The organism is Achromobacter sp. 10T422 (assembly GCF_056394065.1).
Genome location: NZ_JBFTHD010000013.1, coordinates 124,595 through 142,429, shown reverse-complemented (window position 1 = coordinate 142,429; position 17,835 = coordinate 124,595). Strand labels below are relative to the sequence as shown.

The window sequence follows — 17,835 nt, the reverse complement described above, 5'->3', positions numbered from 1 at the left end:
ATGGAAGGCTTGGACACACAACGGCCGGATAGCGGCGCACGCACATTGACAACGGCTCGCCCGGCGGCGCTGCTGTTGATGTCGGGCGCGGCGGCGCTGGTGTTCCAGGTGTTGTGGATCAAGCAGTTGTCACTGGTGGTGGGCGTGGAGGTCAGCGCCATCGCCGGGGCGGTCAGCGCGTTTTTTCTAGGGCTGGCGCTGGGCGGCTGGTTCCTGGGCCGCAAGGCCGACCGCGTGGATCGGCCCGTGCGGTTCTACGCGTGGCTGGAGGCAGGCGTCGCGGTGTCCTGCGTGGCCGTCACCGTGGCGCTGGCGCATAGCGCGGCGCTGTTCGTGGCGGTGGAGTCGTTCAGCCCCTTGGCCGCCTGGCTGATGATCGGGCTGCTGCTTGCCATTCCTTCCTTTCTGATGGGCGGCACCTTGCCCGTGCTGATGCGCGCCGTGAATCGCCAGGATGCAGCGGGCAGCCGGCGCGGCGGCATCCTGTACGCCGCCAACACCTGTGGCGCAATCCTGGGGGCCTTGCTGCCGGCATTTGTGCTGATTCCGCGTTTTGGCGTGCAAGGCGCCGCGTTGGCGGCGGCGTCGTTGAATGTGTTGGCCGCGCTGGGCGCCTGGACGCTGGACCGCAAGGCGGGGGCGTTAGCCGCGCCCGCGCCTTGCGCCACCGCCCCGTTATCGGGCGAGGCGCGCTTGGCGGTGGCGCTGTACGCCGCAGCGGGTGGCGTGGCGCTGGGCTATGAAGTCATTTGGTCGCAGATGATCGTGCCGTTCATGAGCACGCGCGCCTTTGCGTTTGCGATTGTGCTGGCGACGTATCTGGCTGGCTTGGCCATTGGCGCGGCCGTGTACGCCCGTTACGCGCACCGGGTGCGCAACCCCTGGGGCGTGTTCGGCTGCCTGATTGCCGGTGCGGGCCTGCTCGCCGTGCTGGAAGTGGCGGTGTTGGGCAAGTGGCTGGTCGTGGCGCAGACGCATGCGGAAGCGGCCGTCGTGCAGCTGACGGGCAGCGCCATCGCCGGCATGTGCGCGCGCTTTGCGGTGGCGGCGGCAAGCTTTGTGCTGGCGCCCACGGTGTTGCTGGGCGCGGCTTTTCCGGCCGTGCTGCGCATTGCCGTCGGCGACCGCCACGTGGGCCGCGAGGTGGGCGCGGTGCTGGCCTGCAATACGCTGGGCGGCATTGCTGGCACGCTGCTAACGGGATTTTTGCTGTTGCCGGCCTTGGGGCTCGTGCGCACGTTGGGGGTGCTTGCGGCCATGGCGGCGTTGATCGGGGTCATTGCGGCGTGGCGCGGGCGGGTGACCGGCACGGCCACTTCGGGTATCGCGACGGCCCTGGTCGGGATGGCGGCGTTGGCCGTGGCGGTGCTGTTGCCCGTGGACCAATTCGCGCGGCTGCTGCCGGGCGCAAGCGGCGCGGGCCTGGTGTTCTATGAAGAAAGCCATGGCGGCACGGTGGCGGTGGTTGAGCAGCCCGGCCAAGGCACGCGCTTTCATCGTTTGTACATTCAGGGCGTATCGAATTCGGGTGACGCCATGCCATCGCTGCGCTATATGCGCTTGCAGGCGTTGCTGCCGCTGATCGTGCACAACGGCGACCMGAAATCCGCGTTGGTCGTGGGCTATGGCACGGGCATCACGGCGGGCGCGCTGTCGCAATACCCGGGGCTGGACAAGCGGGCGGTTGCCGAACTGCTGCCTGCCGTATTGCGCGCCGCGCCCCATTTCCAAGGCACGTTCCAGGCGGCATCCGATCCCGGGCTGGAAAAGCGTCTGCGCGACGGCCGCCGCGCGCTGCAAGCCAGCACTGAACAGTGGGACTTGATCACACTTGAACCGCCGCCACCGTCGGCCACGGGCGTGGTCAACCTGTATTCGCGTGACTTCTATCAGTTGGCTGCCAGCCGTCTGGCGCCGCAGGGCATTGTGGCGCAATGGCTGCCATTGCCCACGCAGAACGAGGAAGACACGCGGGCGCTGATCGCCAGCTTCATCCAGGTGTTTCCGCACGCGTCGTTATGGACGAGCGAGCTGCATGAAATGCTGTTGGTGGGATCGATGCAGCCGCTGGATCTGGACGCGGCGCGCATTCAGGCGCGCTATGCGCAACCGAACACGGCGGCAGCCTTGAAGGCAGTGGGCATTCCATCTGCGTCGGCGTTGCTGGCGACGTGGGTCACGGATCGCGAGGGCTTGGCGCGCTTTGCCGGGGACACGCCCGCCGTCACGGATGACCGGCCGGGTATTGAATACGCCACCTGGGTGCGGCCTCGCGAGATTGCCCGCGTATTGCCAGCGCTGCTGGCCGAGCGCAAAGAGCCGCCATTGCAAGGCGCCACGCCAGAGCTGCTGTCCGGCATCGAGCTTGAACGCGCGCGCCTGGACACCTTCTACCGGGCGGCATTGGCCGCCTACGCGGGCGACCGGGAAACGTGGGGCCGGGAGATCAATCGCCTGGCCCGCAACGATGGCGACAACGCCTATTACCGGTGGTTCATGGGGGACGGCGGCAAATAGCGCTTAGCCGTCAACTGCACACCTGCCGCCACGGCGCAATGCCGCGCGGCGGGCAATAGCCCGCGCAGGGCATGGCAATGGACACGCCGCTCTGGCAGCGCAGTTCAGGGGCTTTTTCCCCGTACGGGATCGAGCCCTTGCAGTCGCAGCTGGCCAGGCCCGCACCCGATGGCAACTTGCGGGGCAAGGGGGCTGCGGAAGGCGAGGGTGAAGCCGCGGCGACGTCGTCGTTGTTGTCATCGCTTTCGACGACCGCACGCACCTTGGCCACCGGCATATTGCAAGACTTGGCAATGGCTTTAACGGATTTCCCTTCGTCGGACATCGACAGTATTTTCTTATCGCTGCATGCCGCGTGAGCCGGTGAAGAAAAACCACCCCAAATCGCTATCGAAACGATCGCCAGAAATAATGACCGGTGCAAAATCATCACGCGTCTCCAGCATATTTAATGGGTCAGAAAATACGCCGTAGGCCTGATGGCGCAAGCTGTCGCGGCCTAGCGTAGTGCGCTGATTTCCGCAGTGTCAATGCGACCCGATTAAATAATCTGAACGGTGAATGATGAACGCCGGCCATGATGTTGGACGTGGCCGAAATGCCCGGTCCATGCGTACGGTTCTGGAATTACCAAGCGCCGAGGATTGGGTGTGCGGCAATCTTGGCATCCGCTGCCGCGCGCGCGGCATGCAGCGCCGCGTCGCCGCGCGCCGTGCCTTCCACCGAAAAGAACGTCACGGTTTTCAAGCCAATCGTGCCCAATACGTGCTTCAGGTACGGCGTCAGGAAATCGGGCTGACGCGCGGTATCCCCCGAGAATTCGCCGCCCGACGATACCGCCACATACACGGGCCGGTCGGGCAGGTTGCCAATCTTGCCTTCCGGGGTGATGCGGAACGTGCTGCGCACGCGCACCACGTGGTCGATCCACACCTTCAGCGATGCGGGCACCGTGAAGTTGTGCATGGGGGTGGCGATGACGATGTGCGTCGCGTCGAGCAGCGCCTGAATCAACTCAGCCGATTGCCGCAGCGCGCCGCGCGCCAATACGTCTTCGGCCGGGTCCATCGGGGCGCTCAAGGCGGCGGCATAGTCGTGATCAACATGGGGCAGGGTGGTGGCGTCGATTTCAACCACGGCAGGCGGCGTGTCGCCCGCCGTGGCGATCAAGCGTTGAATAATGCGTTGCGACAGACGATGGCTTTCGGCGTCTCGGCCACGCGGGCTGCAAATGATGTGAAGAATGCTCATGCGGTGGGAAGATCCAGGTTCTTGCTGAAACGAATGGCGCTGGTCAACAGACCTTGCCGGAAATAAAAACGTTGGGCCAGCGCGTTGGACAAGCCTGTGTCCAATACCAGCTTGGCGCAGCCGGCCTCGCGGGCAATGCCGTCAAGGGCGTGCAGCAGGCGCGCGCCCCAACGGCCGCCACGGCGCGTGCTGTCCACCACCAGATCATCCACGTACAGGAAGCGGCCGTAGATCAGGTTTTCCTGGAAGCGATAGCCGGCCAGCGCCACGGCGCGCCCCGCGTCGATGCCGGCCAACAGACGGTAGTGGTCCGCACGCATGCGGCCGATGCGAGCGGCAAACTCGCTGGCATCCGCCAAATGCGGGCGCAGCTCGCGCATCAAGGGCAGGCAGGCCTGAATGTCGTCGTCGGTGTCGAGGTGTTTGAGATCGGTGTCGGTCATGAATGGCATCAGGAGAAGGCAGTACGAATGGGCTCGAATGCGTCAGGCCTCATCGTAAAAAGGCCATGCCATAATTTGAAGGGCCATAAATTGAACTTTGGACTATGCCATGATCAGCGATCACGCCGATGACCTGCCGCCGTTGGCGCCTAATAGCGCCGAGCCCTTGTACCGGCAGATCTATGAGCGCTTTCGGAACGCCATCGCCGAAGGCACCTTGAAACCGGGTGACCGCATTCCGTCGGCGCGCGCCTTGGCCAAGGAAATGGGCGTGGCGCGCGGCACCATCGAAGTCGCCTATTCCTTGTTGGGCGCCGAGGGGTATATCCAGACGCGCGGGCAGGCAGGCACGATCGTCACCCCCGACTTGCAGCCCCAGCCGCCCGCACCGGCTACCGCGCCTCTGATCGACGCCGCCGATGATGACCACGGCTGGCAGCGGCCGGCCCGCATCCTGCCGTTCCAAATGGGCTTGCCCGCGCTTGATGCGTTTCCGCGCAAACTGTGGGCCCGCTTGGGCGCGCGGCAGCTGCGCAGCCTGCAAGCGCCGGACTTGTCCTACCCGCCGGCCAACGGCCTGGCCAGCTTGCGCACGGCGGTGGCGGCGTACTTGCAGGTGGCGCGCGGAATTCACTGCCAGCCCGCGCAGGTGTTCATCACCTCGGGCTACAACTATTCCATGCAACTGATCACGCAGGCGCTATTGGAACCGGGCGACCGCGTATGGGTGGAAGACCCCGGCTATCCGCCCACACGCGCATTGCTGGCGCAGGCGCGCTTGCAGGCCGTGCCGGTGCCGGTGGACGCAGATGGGCTGATCGTCAATGAAGGCATCGCGCGCGCCGGACAGGCGCGGGCGGCGGTTGTCACGCCGGCGCACCAAAGCCCGCTGTCCATGTCCTTGTCACTGCCCCGCCGGCAGGCGTTGCTGGAGTGGGCCGAACGGCAGCAGGCGTGGATTGTGGAAGACGATTACGACGGTGAATACCGGTATGTCAGCCGGCCGTTGCCGGCGTTAAAGAGCCTGGATACGCAGGGGCGGGTGCTGTACGCCGGGTCGTTCAGCAAGGTGCTGTTTCCCGGCATGCGGCTGGCGTATCTGGTGGTGCCTGACGCGCAAGTGCCACGATTCGACCGGATCAGCCGCCTGCTGTCGGGTGGCGCGCCAGGTTTCACGCAGGCGATTCTGTCGGCCTTCATCACCGAAGGCCATTTTGGCCGGCACATTCAGCGCATGCGCCGCTTGTACAGCGAACGGCGCGACGCCACGGCGGCGGGGTTGAGCGCGGCATTGGGCGCCAGCATGCACATCGAACCGCAGCCCGGCGGCATGCATCTGGTGGCGCGCATGGATGGCAAGCTTAGCGACCGGTCATTGGCCGCCAGGATGCTGGAGCAGGGCATGTACGCGCATCCCTTGTCGCGGTGGTCGTCGTTGCCCAACCCGCCGTCGGGGCTGCTGCTGAGCTTCACCAACATCGCCTCGCAAGAGCAGGCCCATGAACTGGGCCTGCAAATCCGGGCGTTGATGTAGGCGGGGGTGTCGCGAACGGGTCCTAGGAAAGCCGAGCCCACGTCTTCACGCTGGGCCGGCTTCGGAATCTGAGCTTAGTTCAGCCCGGCCTTGTCCAGTCCGAAGGCGGCATCGGCTGAGCCTGGCACGGTGCGAAATGCCACGTTCAAGCGGTTCCAGCCGTTGATGCCGATGACCAAAAAGCTCAGGTCCGAGATTTCTGCTTCGGACAGATGCTCGCGCACCTGTTCGTAGACCTCGTTCGATACCCCTTGCGGCGACAGGGTGGTCAGCGCTTCGGTCCAGGCCAGCKCGGCGCGCTCGCGGGGCGAAAACAACGTCGATTCGCGCCAGATGGCAATGTGGTGCAGCCGCAGTTCGCGTTCACCGTGCATCTTCGCCTGCTTCACATGCATGTCCAGGCAAAAGCCGCAGCCGTTGATCTGCGACGCGCGGATATCGACCAAATCGCCGAACTCCTGCACCACGGGGGATTTTTTCACTGCCGCGCTGTAGTCCATATATTTCTTGGACAGTTCCGCCGACACCTGGAAGTAATTCAACCGCTGGCTCATAGGCCTACCTTTCTGAAGAGCTGTTATCGAATGGGGATCACGAGCCCGTAGGATGCGGCAGATTGGACCAGGGAAGAAGTGCCATAAAGGGTGTTTTGTTATAGGCCATGCTGGGCCATGACGGCGCCAGCTGCCGGCCAGCGCAACGCAAAGCGCGCACCGCCCAATGGGCTGTTCAGGATGCCGATGGTGCCGCCATGGTTGGCCGCCACCCGCTTGACGATGGCCAGGCCCAGGCCCGCGCCGCCCGTGCCCCGGTCACGGCTTTCGTCCAGGCGCACAAAGGGCTCGAACACGCGTTCGCGGTCGGCTTCGGGGACGCCGCAGCCATCGTCGTCCACCCACAATTCGTAGCCGCCGTCTGGCGTCTCGGTCAGTTCGATTTCCACACGCGCGCTGGCGTAGCGCACGGCGTTCTGCACCAGGTTCAGCAATGCGCGGCTCATATAGCGCGGGTGCAGCGTCACGTGGGCAGGGTAGCCCGCGCGCACGTCGCAACGGATGCCGCGGGCGTCGGCTTGATGGGCCACCAGCGCCAGCGCCTCGCCCAGCCAGTCACAGACGTCAACGGTTTGCAGGGTGACGGTTTCGTCAGTGGGCCGTTCCAGCCGCGCGTAGACGAGCAGCTCGGCCACCATGGCTTCCAGTTCTGAAATGTCGGCGCGCATATCTTGCAGAATCTGGCTGCGGCGAGGCGGGTAGTTGTCTTGGCCTAGCATGTCGACTTCGAATGACAATCGCGCAAGCGGCGTGCGCAGCTCGTGCGATACCGCGTTGGTCAGGCTGCGCTGGCTGTCGATCAGCGCCGAGATGCGCTTGGCCATCAGATTGAAACTCTCGCCCACATGCCGGATACCGGAAATGCGCGACAGGCGCACGCGCACATCCAGGTCACCTTGGCCCATGCGCAACGTGGCGTTGCGCAGCGCATCCAGGTCGCGCCAGATGGGCATCGCCCACGCCAGCAGCAAAATCACGGTCAGCACCATGCTCACCGCCGCCCAGGCAGACCAGGTGATCCAGCGTTCCATGGCCGGCTCGCCGGGCAGGCGCACGTCCAGCCACTGCACGGGTTCGCCGGGCAGGCGCGTCAGATAGGTGTTGTAGTCGTCACGCATGATCAGGCCGGTGCGGTCCAGCTGTTGCTGTTCCGCCTGCGTGATGGTGACGGCGTCCGGATGCAGCAAGGTCAGCTTCAGACCGTAGTGCGGCTGGAGGGCGTCCTGGATGAAGCCGGCGCGTTCGGCGGGCGCGACGGGGTCAAGGTCTTTGTGCAGCGCGTACATCTGTCCCCGCACAGTGCTGTAGGACAAATCGGCGCTGATGGCTTCCAGGAAGTAGCCAAAGCTGATATTCACCAACTGGGACGCCGCCACGAAGGCGATGGTGGCCACAATAAAAACGCGGATCGCGAACTTGAGCATGCGCGGGCTGGCCGGGAAACAATCGCGCATGCTAGCGGCGGGCCACCGGGCAATCTGCCGATGTTTGTGGGGCAATTGTGAAAATTCGTGCAGTGAATCCCCTTGGCGCCCGATTGAAACCCGGGCGCGGCCCGGCTATAAGCTTGAACCTGGATCTGAAATCCGGCGCCCCGACTGTCTACGAAGCTTGAGTCCCATGCCGCACCCCCCATCTCATGACGAACACGTCGCCAGCAAACCCGCCACCCACGAACGTGCGGAGCCTGGCCGGGGGTCTTGCCTGGAAGTCTTTCTGATCTTTCTTCGCCTGGGCCTGACGTCGTTTGGCGGGCCGGTGGCGCACCTGGCGTACTTCCGCACCGAATTCGTTGACCGCCGCCACTGGATGGACGACTACGCGTTTTCGGATCTGGTGGCGCTGTGCCAGTTTCTGCCGGGTCCAGCCAGCAGCCAGGTCGGCATGGCGATCGGTCTGCGGCGGGCCGGTTGGGCGGGCATGGCGGCGGCATGGCTGGCGTTCACCTTGCCTTCGGCGTTGGCGCTGATCGGTTTTGCGCTGGGCCTGGCGCACTTTGGCTGGTTGTCCGCGTCGCCCGTGATTCATGGGCTGAAGGTGGCCGCGGTGGCCATTGTTGCCCAAGCCGTCTGGGGCATGGGCCGCAGCTTGTGCCCGGACCGCCCGCGCGCCGGGCTGGCGGTGGCCGCTGCGCTGATCGCGATCACGCTGCCCACCACGTGGGGCCAGCTAGGCGCTATTGCCTTGGGACTCGTCGTGGGTGGCGCATTGCTGCAAGTGCCGCCTCGGCCCATTCTGGCCAATCGCGCCCAAGGGGTGTCGCGCCGAGCGGGCTACACCGCGCTGGGGTTGTTTGTGGCGTTGCTGGTCGGGCTTCCGGTCTGGGCGGCGATGTCGGACGCGCCGCTTGCCGCGCAGATCGCCGGGTTCTACCGCGCGGGCGCGCTGGTGTTCGGTGGCGGCCATGTGGTGTTGCCGCTGCTGGAGACGGCCTCGGTCTCTGGCGGCATGGTTTCGAATGCGGATTTCCTGGCGGGCTATGGCGCGGCGCAAGCCATGCCGGGGCCGCTCTTCGCTTTCGCCGCTTTTCTCGGGGCCATGTCATCCGGACCCCTAACCGGATGGGGCGGGGGCCTGTTGCTTCTGGCCGTCATCTTTCTGCCCGGCGCCTTGCTGCTGGCGGGCGCCTTGCCGTTTTGGGAAAGCCTGCGCCGGCGTCCCGGCGTGCGCAACATGGTTGCCGGGGTAAACGCCAGCGTCGTGGGCATTTTGCTGGCGGCGCTGTACGACCCGCTATGGACCAGCGCCATCGTGAACCCGGCCGACTTCGGCCTGGCCCTGTTGCTGTTCGCCTTGCTGGTCTATGCCCGCTGGTCCGCCGTGTGGGTGGTGTTGCTGGCGGCGGCGGGCGGGTGGGCGCTGCAATGGCTGATGTAAGCCTGGCAGCGCCGAGCGCGTGCTGATTTACGCTTGCCAGCGCGGCGCGCGCTTTTGCAGGAAGGCGTCAATGCCTTCGCAGGCGTCCGCTTCCATCATGTTGCGCGCCATCACATCCCCCGCGTAGTCATACGCGTCCGCCAGCGCCATTTGCCGCTGTTGATAGAACATGCGCTTGCCGTAACGGATGGCGGTGGGACTCTTGGCCAGGATGTCGTCCGTCAACGCGCGCACGCGGGCATCCAGTTCGGATTCAGGCACGGCATCGTTGATCAAGCCCCAATCCAGCGCCTGCGCCGCGTCGATGAAGCGGGCGGTCACCAGCATTTCAAACGCGCGCTTGGCCGACACATTGCGGCTGAGCGCCACGGCCGGCGTCGAGCAGAACAGCCCTACGTTGATGCCGGATACGGCAAATTTCGCGGTGTCGGCCGCCACCGCCAGATCGCAACTGGCCACCAGCTGGCAGCCCGCCGCGGTGGCGATGCCATGCACCTTCGCGATGACGGGAACGGGCAGCGCTTGCAGCCCCTGCATCACCCGGCCGCACTGGCGAAACAGCGCGCGGTAGTAGTCCAGCGAAGGCTGGCTGCGCATTTCGCGCAAGTCATGGCCGGCGCAAAACGCCTTGCCCGCGGATTCCAGCACCACGCAACGCACGTCAGCGTCGCGGGAGAGGGCGTCGATCTCGTCTTGCAACGCCGCCAACATGCCTTCCGACAAGGCATTGAATTGCGACGGACGGTTCAGCCGCAGCGTGACGACACCCCCTTCGGACGTGCGCAGCAACAGGGGTTCTTGCGTGGGGGAATCCAGGGCCATGGTTGTCTCCAGAAAGGTTTTTTCTGGATACTAGCGCAAGCGGCCTGGCCCGATGACTCAACCCGCCACCTTGCGCAAGCGGCTTGGCCCGATGACTAACCCGCCAACTTGCGCGCCATACCCGCCGATACGCACAACAGCGGCGCCACAATCACCAGGCCGATCAACGCCATGGCGGCTTGGGGCGGCATGGCGCTGTCCAGCAGCACCGTTGCAATAACGGCGGAACCGCTCATCTGAAAAAGCCCGTACACGGCGGCTGCCGTGCCGGCGCGTTCCGCGAACGGCTCCAGCGCCAGGCTCAAGCCCGATCCCAGCGCCAATGAAAAGCCCACGGTCAGCACGGCCACGGGCAGCATGAAGAGCCATGCCGATAGCGGCGCCCACATCCACGCGGCGGCGTGCATTGCCGAGGCGAGCAGCAGCGCCACCATGCCGACCCGCACCATCGTGTGGCGGCCAAATCGCGCAATGAAGGTGGGCGCCAGGAAGAAGGCCGCGATATTGATGGCGGCGTTGCCACCAAACCAGGCGGAAAAGCCCAGCTCGGAATAGCCCAACTGCTGCACCAGCACCACCGGTGCGGCGGATACGAACACCAGGATCATCGCCATGCCCGCCATGCCGAACATCGCGAAATACAGGAAGCGCCCGCTGGCGACGATCGGCGTATAGCGGCGCAGGCTGTACAGGGCACCTCGCGGTTGCGTGGGCGCGGCGCGGGTTTCTTCGAAGCGTCGGGCAAGCAGCACGGCCAAGGCCAGCGCGAACAGCACCATGAATACAAACGTGCTGCGCCAGCCGGCGTGAACCGCCAGCGCCCCGCCCAGCATGGGCGCCAGCGCCGGCACGGAACACAGCGCGCCATTCAAATAGCTATAGACGCGCGCACCCACCGCCGGGCTGAAGCGATCACGCACCGCGGCAAACGCCACCAAGGATGCCGAACATGCGCCCAGCCCCTGGATGACGCGTGCCAAGTAGAWGACCTCAAGCGATGACGCCGCCGCAYCCAGCGCAGACCCCGCCAGGTACGCCACTGCACCACCCAACGCAACGGGGCGCCGGCCATAGCGGTCCGCCAAGGGGCCAATCAGCATCTGGCCCAGGCCTACCGCGAAGATGAACAGCGTGATGCTGGCTTGCAGCGCGCTGACCGGCTGGCCAAAGCCGTCGGCCATGGCGGGTAGCGAGGGAAGGTAAATGTCGATGCCCATCGGCGTCAGCGTGACCAGCCCCATCAAGAGACCGATCAGCCAGCGTTGGCTTCGGGAGGTTGCAGCAGACTTCATTGCAGGCTCGGGGCGCAAGGCCCGGGAAAACCCGACATTATCCATGAATGCGCTGGCCGTCCATTGCGGCGCGGTCGCCGGGCGCTGCGGTGCGTCGTTGTGCGCTGTTGTGTGTGATTGTGTGCGCCGTAGTGAGCGCGGCAATGTGCGCAGTAGAATATTTCCCCATGAACACACCCGCCTTTCGTCCCCGCATCGTCATCCTCTACTGCACGCAGTGCCAGTGGCTGCTGCGCGCCGGCTGGATGGCGCAAGAACTGCTATCGACGTTTGCGAACGACTTGGGAGAAGTGGTGTTGCAGCCCGGCACGGGCGGCGTGTTTCAGATTACCTACAACGGCGATCTGATCTGGGATCGCAAGAGCGACGGCGGCTTCCCTGAAGCCAAGGTGCTCAAGCAGCGGGTGCGCGACCGGCTCGATCCGGGCCGGCCGCTGGGCCATATCGACGGCCACACCGCCGGGCCCGTAGCGACGCCCGGCGAGTAGTGCTTACGCGGTTGCGTTGATGCTTGCTTGGGCGCTGCACGGGCGCTTGCTTAGGCGCTTGCTTAAGCGCTTGCTTAAGCGCTTGCACAGGCGCTTGCACAGGCGATCAACGCGAACGTTGATCGCCTTGCGGTATTACGCCGCCGATTCCGACTCGCGCAGCGTTTCGCGCGTCTTGTTGCGCTGACGCACCGCAGACACCACCAGCAACGCAATCAACGCCACGCATGCCAGGATGAAGCCCAGGCTGATCGGACGCGTCACGAAGATCGACAGTTCACCGCGCGACAGCAGCAGCGCACGGCGGAAGTTTTCTTCCACCATGGGCCCGAGCACAAAGCCCAGCAGCAATGGCGCAGGTTCAAACCGCATGCGGATCAACGCATAGCCGGCCGCGCCAAACACCGTCACCATCGCCACATCGAACAGGTTGTTGTTCGTGCTGTAGACCCCCACGCAGACAAAGAACAGCGCGGCGGGGAACAGATAGCGGAACGGCACCGTCAGCAGGCGCACCCACATGCCGATCAGCGGCAGGTTCAGCAGCAAGAGCAGCACGTTGCCAACCCAGAAGCTGGCGATCAGCCCCCAGAACATGTCGGCGTGTTCGATCATCATCTGCGGACCCGGCTGGATACCGTGGATGATCAGCGCGCCCAGCATCAGCGCCATCACTGGATCACCAGGAATGCCCAGGCTCATCGTGGGGATGAAGCTCGTCTGCGTCGACGCGCTGGTCGCCGCTTCCGGACCGGCGATGCCTTCGATGGCGCCGCGGCCAAAGCGACGCGGTTCACGCGCCACTTTCTTTTCCACCGCGTACGAAATGAACGACGCGATCGTCGGGCCGGTGCCGGGCAGAATGCCGAACGCCGAACCGATGGCCGTGCCGCGCACCAGCGCACCGCGAGACTGCTTGATGTCGCCGGCTTCGGGCCGCATCGACTTCATGCTGATCTTGGCGGTGGTGACCTTGGTGTCGCCGCCGATGCGGTTGATGTTCTTCAGGAAGTCGGCCACGCCGAAGAGCCCCATGGCCAGCGCTACGATCTGCAAGCCGTCGGACAGTTCCAGAATGCCGAAGTGAAAGCGCATCGTGCCGGTGTTGACGTCGGTGCCGACCACCCCCAACAGCAGGCCGACCACCACCATCGCCACGCCCTTGATCGCCGAACCCTTCGCCAAGGTGGCGCCCGCCAACAGGCCCAGCATCATCATGGAGAAATACTCGGCCGGGCCGAACTTGAAGGCCACGTCCACCAGCATGGGCGAGAACAGGATCATCGCCAGGATGCCCACCGATGCGCCGCAGAATGACGAGAACATCAGCATGAACAGCGCGGAACCGGCCTTGCCGTTGCGCGCCAGCGGATTGCCGTCCAGGCAGGCCACCGCATGCGACGCGGTGCCAGGCAGGTTCAGCATGATCGACGTGATGCCGCCGCCATACTGCGAGCCGTAGTAGATGCCGGACAGCATCACCAGCGCCGCCGTCGGCGTCATCGTGTAGGTGAGCGGCAGCAGAATGGAAATGGCGGCCAGCACGCCCATGCCCGGCAGCACGCCGATCAGGTTGCCCATGAACACGCCGAACACGGCCCACATCAGGTTGTCCAGCGCGAACGCGACGGAGAACCCATGCATCAGGTTGTTGAAAATTTCCATGGATCAGCCCCAGCGGAAGAGCGGAAACTGCAATTGCAGCGCCCACGAAAATACGGCCACGCCCAGGATCGTCACGCCCACGGCCAACGCGGCCGCACTGCGCCAGGTGTGCTGGCGGTCGCCCATGGCCGAGATGAACACCAGAACAAACGTGGCGGGCACCAGGCCGCCAAACTTGCCGACCAGAATGAAGGCGAGCAGGCCGCCGATGATGCAACCCCAGCCGCGCCATTCGGGCGGCGGGATCTCTTCGGCGTCTTCTTCGGCCGCAACGGGCGAGGCCGCCATCTTGGCGATGATCAGGCCCAACAAGACCAGCAGCACGCCCAGGATGGCCGGGAACATGCCCGGCCCCATGCGCGCCAAACTGCCTAAGGTGTATGTGGATGCCTGCGCGATGGCGCCCAGGCCCAGCACGATCATCGTGCCTGCTGCCCACGCCTCGCGCCGGACGGCGCTGCGTTTCGATTGCATTGGTCTAGTCCTCCCTTGTTGTGCTTTTGTCTGACTGACGTCTGAAAAAAAGCTGACATTGCAATGAATGCGGGAGTCTAAAAATCCAAACTTCCGTTCACCTTTCAGGCAAGCGGAGAATTGCGGCGGGGCTTATTTTTTTTGGATAAATCGCGGGAAATCCCTAGGTTTTAGGGGGCTTCATGAGTGTTGGTGAGGGGCGGGTTGCGGTTAGCCGGAAGGGGAGTGCTGGTTACGGACGGCCGGTTGTGGATGGCCGGTTACGGAGTGCCGGTTACGGAGTGCCGGTTGTGGACGGGCGGTCGCGGTCGGCCGGTTGCGGACGAAAGCAAGCAGCCAAGGCGAACAGCACCAGGCAGATCAGCGTCATCAATATCCACGCCAGCGTGAGGTCGGCCAGATGCTGCCGGATGACGCCGGCGGCAAACGGAAAAAGGGCGGCGATCAAATACCCCACGCCTTGCACGAACGACGCCAGCCGGCCCGCTTCAAGCGGGGTTGCGGCATGGTCCATCGCCACGATGAGCGACAACGGAAACAGCGCGCCGATGCCCAGGCCTGCCAGGACGGCGGCGGGCCACGCCAGCGTGGCGGGCGACAAAATCCAGCCGAGCAGCCCAACGAGCAGCGCCGTGATCGCCAGGAATAGCGCCGGCCGGCGATCCGGCAAGCGGCCGATACCCAGCGACACCAGCAGCCCCGCCACGATTTCCGCCGCCGTCACCGCGCCCAATAATTGCCCCGACGCGACTGGCGTCCAGCCCAGCGCGGTGTAGTAGGGCGGCAGCCAGGCCAGCACCAGCGTATAGGCGCCAGTGCCAAGTCCGAAGAACACCGCAAGCAGCCAGCATCGAGCGCGCGACGTTTGGAATTGGCCAGCGTCCGCGTGCAGGGCGGCGGCGGGATGCTGCGCGCGGCGGTTGACCAGCAGCCAAGCCGCCAGCGCCACCGCCGCCGGCATCGCCCACACGGCCAGCGCTTGCAGCCCGCCCGCGTGTGCCGCCATGACGGGAGAGGCCACGCTGGCGACCGCCGCGCCGCCCATGATGGCGGTGGAATAAATCCCCATGATGGCGCTGTTGCTCGCGTGGAATCGGGTCTTGATGTAGATCGGCAGCAGCGCTTGCGTGACGGCAATGCCCAGCCCGGCCACCACGCCGCTGGCGAGCATCAGCAGGGTCTGGTCGGCCCACAAGCGGCCCGCCGTCGCCGCAGTGATCAGCGCCAACCCGGCGATTACGCCATGTTGTTCGCCCAGCAGCCGGCGCAGCGGCGCCACGCTTAACGCGCCCAATCCCATGACGAACACCGGCAATGCGGTCAATAAACCCGCCGCGGTGTCGGACATGCTGGTGGCGGCTTGCAGCTGGTCCAGCAAAGGGGGAATGGAAGCCAGGACAGGGCGAAGATTCAGCCCCACGAGGATGATGGCGGCGATGCGCCAGGCGTTCAGACGAGAAAAAGACACGGTTGCTCCACAGCCGGCCGCGCCGCTTGATGCTGCGCGCTCCGGTAAACTATCTCGGCGTCAAGATATTTGGATTTTATCTTGACGTCAAGACAAATGGAGAATGACCGTGGATAGAGCAAGCCGAGCCGTCGAACAATGGAACCGCGAACGACCCGAATTGGATGTGTCGACAATGCGAGTGCTGGGGCGCTTGGGCGAATGCGCGCTCGTCATCACCCGCGACCGCATCAACCCGTTGTTCGCGGAATTTGGGTTGCAGCCGGGCGAGTTCGATGTGCTGGCCACGCTGCGCCGCAGCGGCAAACCTTATGCGCTGACGCCGACGGCGCTGTACGAAGACGCGATGATTTCATCGGGCAGCATGACCAATCGGATTGATCGCTTGGAGAAAGCCGGGCTGGTCGTACGAACGCCCAACCCCGATGACGGGCGCGCCACGCTGGTCATGCTGACCAAGCCTGGGCTGAAGCTGATCGACGAAGCCGTCGTTGCGCATCTGCGTAACCAGGCAGAGGTGCTATCGCCCTTGAGCGCAGCGGAGCAAGAGCAATTAAGCCGCTTGCTTGGGAAATTGCTGAGCGCTTACGAATAGGGCGCAGAACAGGGCGCGGACAAGGCGCAGAATAGGGCGCAAACAGGGGGAGCTGAGCAAGCTGATCGAAGACGGCGCGCTCAGCTCCCGTTTCCAGCCGGTTCGCTACAGCCCCAGCTCCGACAAGCCCGGGTGGTCATCCGGGCGCCGGCCCAGCGGCCAGCGGAACTTGCGGTCGGCTTCCTTGATGGGCAGGTCATTGATGCAGGCGTAGCGATTGATCATCAGGCCGTCTTCGCCGAATTCCCAGTTTTCGTTGCCGTAGGATCGGAACCAGTTGCCGGAATCGTCATGCCATTCATAGGCATAGCGCACGGCAATGCGGTTGCCCGTGTACGCCCAGAGCTCCTTGATCAACCGGTAATCCAATTCCTTGGCCCATTTGCGCGCAAGAAAGTCGCGGGCTTCGTCGCGGTTCTTGACGAACTCGGCGCGGTTGCGCCATTGCGTGTCCAGGCTATAGGCCAGCGCGACCTTGTCCGGGTCGCGGCTGTTCCAGCCGTCTTCGGCCAAGCGAACTTTCTGCACCGCGCTCTGGTGCGTGAAGGGCGGCAACGGCGGGCGGACTTCAGTTTGGGATGTCATGGCTAAGGCCTCCAGGGGAAAAACTTCAACGGGCGCGCGGCAGCAACGCTTCGGCTGCGCGCTGCGCGCTACGGGTAATGGACAAGTCGCCCGTGACGAGCGCCACGGCGATGGCGCCATCGATCAGCACCAGCCATTGCCGCGCGGTTTCTTCGGGTTCGGGCAAGCCAGCGGCCTGCACCAAAGACAGCACGTGGCTCAGCAAGCGTTCTTTGTGCAGCCGAGAAACCTTGCGGATGGGATGCTCGGCGTCGCCAATTTCGCCGGCGGCGTTGAGGAAGGCGCAGCCATGAAAGCCATCAGACGCAAACCATTCTTGCAGGGCGTCAAAGACGGACAGCAAGCGGGCGTGCGGCGTTTCCGCTTGGGTCGTGGCGGCGATGAACCACTGCATCCAGCGCTCATCGCGCGCTTGCAACGCAGCCGCCACCAGCGCGTCTTTCGTGGGGTAGTGCTTGTACACGCTCTTGCGCGCCACACCCGAGGCTTTCACGATGGCATCCATGCCCGTGGCATGAATGCCGCCTTGATAGATCAGGGTTTCGGTTGCGCGTAGCAGCCGCGTTTGGACGTCGGAAGCAGTGTCAGGTGTGGCGGTATTCATGGTGGGAGAATGATCGTTCTTCTGTTGATGGCAAATCGTAGAATGATCGTTCTCGTTGGTCAATCGATTTTGCTGAAACGCGTACGGCGCGACGCGTCATTTGTTCTGAAACCCGCCTTTTGCTTGCTTTTTCAGTCAAAAATATGCTAAGATCTTTTAATTGCTGGTGAAAAATACAAAATAATTTTCCAGGGCTGATTTTGACCGGAAACCCGGGCCCCCCACTGGAAACCCAGAAGACCAGATCAATCGCCGCGTACGAACAACAACATAAACGTACGTGGCGTTTTCATTACGGCGCTGCCATTTCAGAATGCTCCCCCCGCAGCTTCACAGGGCATTCCAGGCGCGTCCGAACCCGGCGGTGCTGCGCTTTAGCGGGGGAGGCCATGCGCCTCGCATAGGAGAACGCTCATGTCGCATCAACTTATTGGTAAGAAGTGGCGCTTCGAGATTCCGCCCCTTAACTGGAAGGCCCCCGACGCGAACACGGATTCCGAAATCGACGCCGTCGCTTCAGATTCCGACTCCTCCGACGACACTGACACGTCACGGTCCTCCAAGTAGTTCTCAACGCTGTCCGCGTTCGCGGCCTGATCCACGCTGATTAAATTGCCCCAAACGGCGCGCCTTGTGCGCGTCGTTTCAGCTTGTCAGCCGCACGTT

The 17,835-nt window shown here is 64.3% G+C and carries 18 protein-coding genes; 6 read left to right on the top strand and 12 right to left on the bottom strand.

What is annotated here, in order from left to right:
- Positions 1–2,517, top strand: coding sequence for a fused MFS/spermidine synthase (locus AC1DB0_RS28180; RefSeq protein ID WP_476758800.1), 2,517 nt, complete (start codon positions 1–3; stop codon positions 2,515–2,517).
- Between the two features lie 10 nt (positions 2,518–2,527).
- Here the strand turns inward: AC1DB0_RS28180 and AC1DB0_RS28175 are convergent, their stop codons facing one another.
- The 3 genes from AC1DB0_RS28175 to AC1DB0_RS28165 all read right to left on the bottom strand — a co-directional run bounded on the left by AC1DB0_RS28175 (position 2,528) and on the right by AC1DB0_RS28165 (position 4,211).
- Complete coding sequence (locus tag AC1DB0_RS28175; protein ID WP_175168927.1) at positions 2,528–2,947, bottom strand: hypothetical protein; 420 nt, start codon at positions 2,945–2,947, stop codon at positions 2,528–2,530.
- A gap of 197 nt (positions 2,948–3,144) precedes the next feature.
- Positions 3,145–3,768 (bottom strand): FMN-dependent NADH-azoreductase, encoded by a 624-nt coding sequence (locus AC1DB0_RS28170; RefSeq protein WP_476758424.1) that lies wholly within the window; start codon positions 3,766–3,768, stop codon positions 3,145–3,147.
- Positions 3,765–4,211, bottom strand: a complete 447-nt coding sequence (locus tag AC1DB0_RS28165) for a GNAT family N-acetyltransferase (protein ID WP_054422168.1) — start codon at positions 4,209–4,211, stop codon at positions 3,765–3,767. Before AC1DB0_RS28165 ends, AC1DB0_RS28170 begins: the two co-directional genes overlap by 4 nt.
- 109 nt (positions 4,212–4,320) lie before the next feature.
- On the opposite strand from AC1DB0_RS28165, the gene pdxR reads away from it, so the two are divergent.
- Positions 4,321–5,745, top strand: coding sequence for a MocR-like pyridoxine biosynthesis transcription factor PdxR (gene pdxR, locus AC1DB0_RS28160; protein WP_476758423.1), 1,425 nt, complete (start codon positions 4,321–4,323; stop codon positions 5,743–5,745).
- A 74-nt stretch (positions 5,746–5,819) separates the two neighbouring features.
- On the opposite strand, the gene AC1DB0_RS28155 is transcribed toward pdxR, so the two are convergent.
- Both AC1DB0_RS28155 and AC1DB0_RS28150 read right to left on the bottom strand, forming a co-directional pair.
- Positions 5,820–6,299, bottom strand: coding sequence for a carboxymuconolactone decarboxylase family protein (locus AC1DB0_RS28155; protein WP_476758799.1), 480 nt, complete (start codon positions 6,297–6,299; stop codon positions 5,820–5,822).
- A 98-nt stretch (positions 6,300–6,397) separates the two neighbouring features.
- Entirely contained in the window at positions 6,398–7,723 is a 1,326-nt protein-coding gene (locus tag AC1DB0_RS28150; RefSeq protein WP_346553382.1) for an ATP-binding protein, read from the bottom strand.
- Between the two features lie 196 nt (positions 7,724–7,919).
- Between AC1DB0_RS28150 and chrA the strand changes: the two genes are divergently transcribed.
- Entirely contained in the window at positions 7,920–9,176 is a 1,257-nt protein-coding gene (chrA, locus tag AC1DB0_RS28145; protein ID WP_454668977.1) for a chromate efflux transporter, read from the top strand.
- A 27-nt stretch (positions 9,177–9,203) separates the two neighbouring features.
- Here chrA and AC1DB0_RS28140 read toward each other — a convergent pair whose 3' ends face one another.
- Both AC1DB0_RS28140 and AC1DB0_RS28135 read right to left on the bottom strand, forming a co-directional pair.
- On the bottom strand, positions 9,204–9,998 hold the full coding sequence (locus AC1DB0_RS28140; RefSeq protein WP_441372176.1) for an enoyl-CoA hydratase: 795 nt from the start codon (positions 9,996–9,998) through the stop codon (positions 9,204–9,206).
- 95 nt (positions 9,999–10,093) lie between these two features.
- A complete protein-coding gene (locus AC1DB0_RS28135) occupies positions 10,094–11,290 on the bottom strand; it encodes a multidrug effflux MFS transporter (RefSeq protein WP_476758798.1) in 1,197 nt (398 codons plus the stop codon).
- A 167-nt stretch (positions 11,291–11,457) separates the two neighbouring features.
- Between AC1DB0_RS28135 and AC1DB0_RS28130 the strand changes: the two genes are divergently transcribed.
- Positions 11,458–11,778: an Rdx family protein gene (locus AC1DB0_RS28130; protein ID WP_346553350.1), complete on the top strand. Its 321-nt coding sequence runs from the start codon at positions 11,458–11,460 to the stop codon at positions 11,776–11,778.
- A 135-nt stretch (positions 11,779–11,913) separates the two neighbouring features.
- Here the strand turns inward: AC1DB0_RS28130 and AC1DB0_RS28125 are convergent, their stop codons facing one another.
- From AC1DB0_RS28125 to AC1DB0_RS28115, 3 genes are all read right to left on the bottom strand, one after another.
- Positions 11,914–13,443, bottom strand: coding sequence for a tripartite tricarboxylate transporter permease (locus AC1DB0_RS28125; RefSeq protein ID WP_054422174.1), 1,530 nt, complete (start codon positions 13,441–13,443; stop codon positions 11,914–11,916).
- A 3-nt stretch (positions 13,444–13,446) separates the two neighbouring features.
- Complete coding sequence (locus AC1DB0_RS28120; RefSeq protein WP_054422175.1) at positions 13,447–13,917, bottom strand: tripartite tricarboxylate transporter TctB family protein; 471 nt, start codon at positions 13,915–13,917, stop codon at positions 13,447–13,449.
- 274 nt (positions 13,918–14,191) lie between these two features.
- The gene (locus tag AC1DB0_RS28115) at positions 14,192–15,385 is read right to left on the bottom strand and encodes an MFS transporter (RefSeq protein WP_476758421.1); all 1,194 of its coding nucleotides are present in this window, start codon (positions 15,383–15,385) and stop codon (positions 14,192–14,194) included.
- A gap of 109 nt (positions 15,386–15,494) precedes the next feature.
- Between AC1DB0_RS28115 and AC1DB0_RS28110 the strand changes: the two genes are divergently transcribed.
- Positions 15,495–15,980 (top strand): MarR family winged helix-turn-helix transcriptional regulator, encoded by a 486-nt coding sequence (locus tag AC1DB0_RS28110; RefSeq protein ID WP_054422449.1) that lies wholly within the window; start codon positions 15,495–15,497, stop codon positions 15,978–15,980.
- A gap of 105 nt (positions 15,981–16,085) precedes the next feature.
- Here the strand turns inward: AC1DB0_RS28110 and AC1DB0_RS28105 are convergent, their stop codons facing one another.
- Positions 16,086–16,565, bottom strand: coding sequence for a nuclear transport factor 2 family protein (locus AC1DB0_RS28105; RefSeq protein WP_054422177.1), 480 nt, complete (start codon positions 16,563–16,565; stop codon positions 16,086–16,088).
- A gap of 25 nt (positions 16,566–16,590) precedes the next feature.
- Complete coding sequence (locus tag AC1DB0_RS28100; RefSeq protein WP_476758420.1) at positions 16,591–17,169, bottom strand: TetR/AcrR family transcriptional regulator; 579 nt, start codon at positions 17,167–17,169, stop codon at positions 16,591–16,593.
- A gap of 414 nt (positions 17,170–17,583) precedes the next feature.
- Between AC1DB0_RS28100 and AC1DB0_RS28095 the strand changes: the two genes are divergently transcribed.
- Positions 17,584–17,736: a hypothetical protein gene (locus AC1DB0_RS28095; RefSeq protein ID WP_175168915.1), complete on the top strand. Its 153-nt coding sequence runs from the start codon at positions 17,584–17,586 to the stop codon at positions 17,734–17,736.
- The last annotated feature ends 99 nt before the right edge of the window (positions 17,737–17,835 follow it).

Coding starts and splice junctions, on each gene's coding strand:
- AC1DB0_RS28175 (WP_175168927.1), bottom strand. CDS start 2,947: ATGATTTTGCACCGGTCATTATTTCTGGCGATCGTTTCGATAGCGATT.
- AC1DB0_RS28170 (WP_476758424.1), bottom strand. CDS start 3,768: ATGAGCATTCTTCACATCATTTGCAGCCCGCGTGGCCGAGACGCCGAA.
- AC1DB0_RS28165 (WP_054422168.1), bottom strand. CDS start 4,211: ATGACCGACACCGATCTCAAACACCTCGACACCGACGACGACATTCAG.
- pdxR (WP_476758423.1), top strand. CDS start 4,321: ATGATCAGCGATCACGCCGATGACCTGCCGCCGTTGGCGCCTAATAGC.
- AC1DB0_RS28150 (WP_346553382.1), bottom strand. CDS start 7,723: ATGCTCAAGTTCGCGATCCGCGTTTTTATTGTGGCCACCATCGCCTTC.
- chrA (WP_454668977.1), top strand. CDS start 7,920: ATGCCGCACCCCCCATCTCATGACGAACACGTCGCCAGCAAACCCGCC.
- AC1DB0_RS28140 (WP_441372176.1), bottom strand. CDS start 9,998: ATGGCCCTGGATTCCCCCACGCAAGAACCCCTGTTGCTGCGCACGTCC.
- AC1DB0_RS28130 (WP_346553350.1), top strand. CDS start 11,458: ATGAACACACCCGCCTTTCGTCCCCGCATCGTCATCCTCTACTGCACG.
- AC1DB0_RS28125 (WP_054422174.1), bottom strand. CDS start 13,443: ATGGAAATTTTCAACAACCTGATGCATGGGTTCTCCGTCGCGTTCGCG.
- AC1DB0_RS28120 (WP_054422175.1), bottom strand. CDS start 13,917: ATGCAATCGAAACGCAGCGCCGTCCGGCGCGAGGCGTGGGCAGCAGGC.
- AC1DB0_RS28105 (WP_054422177.1), bottom strand. CDS start 16,565: ATGACATCCCAAACTGAAGTCCGCCCGCCGTTGCCGCCCTTCACGCAC.
- AC1DB0_RS28100 (WP_476758420.1), bottom strand. CDS start 17,169: ATGAATACCGCCACACCTGACACTGCTTCCGACGTCCAAACGCGGCTG.
- AC1DB0_RS28095 (WP_175168915.1), top strand. CDS start 17,584: ATGTCGCATCAACTTATTGGTAAGAAGTGGCGCTTCGAGATTCCGCCC.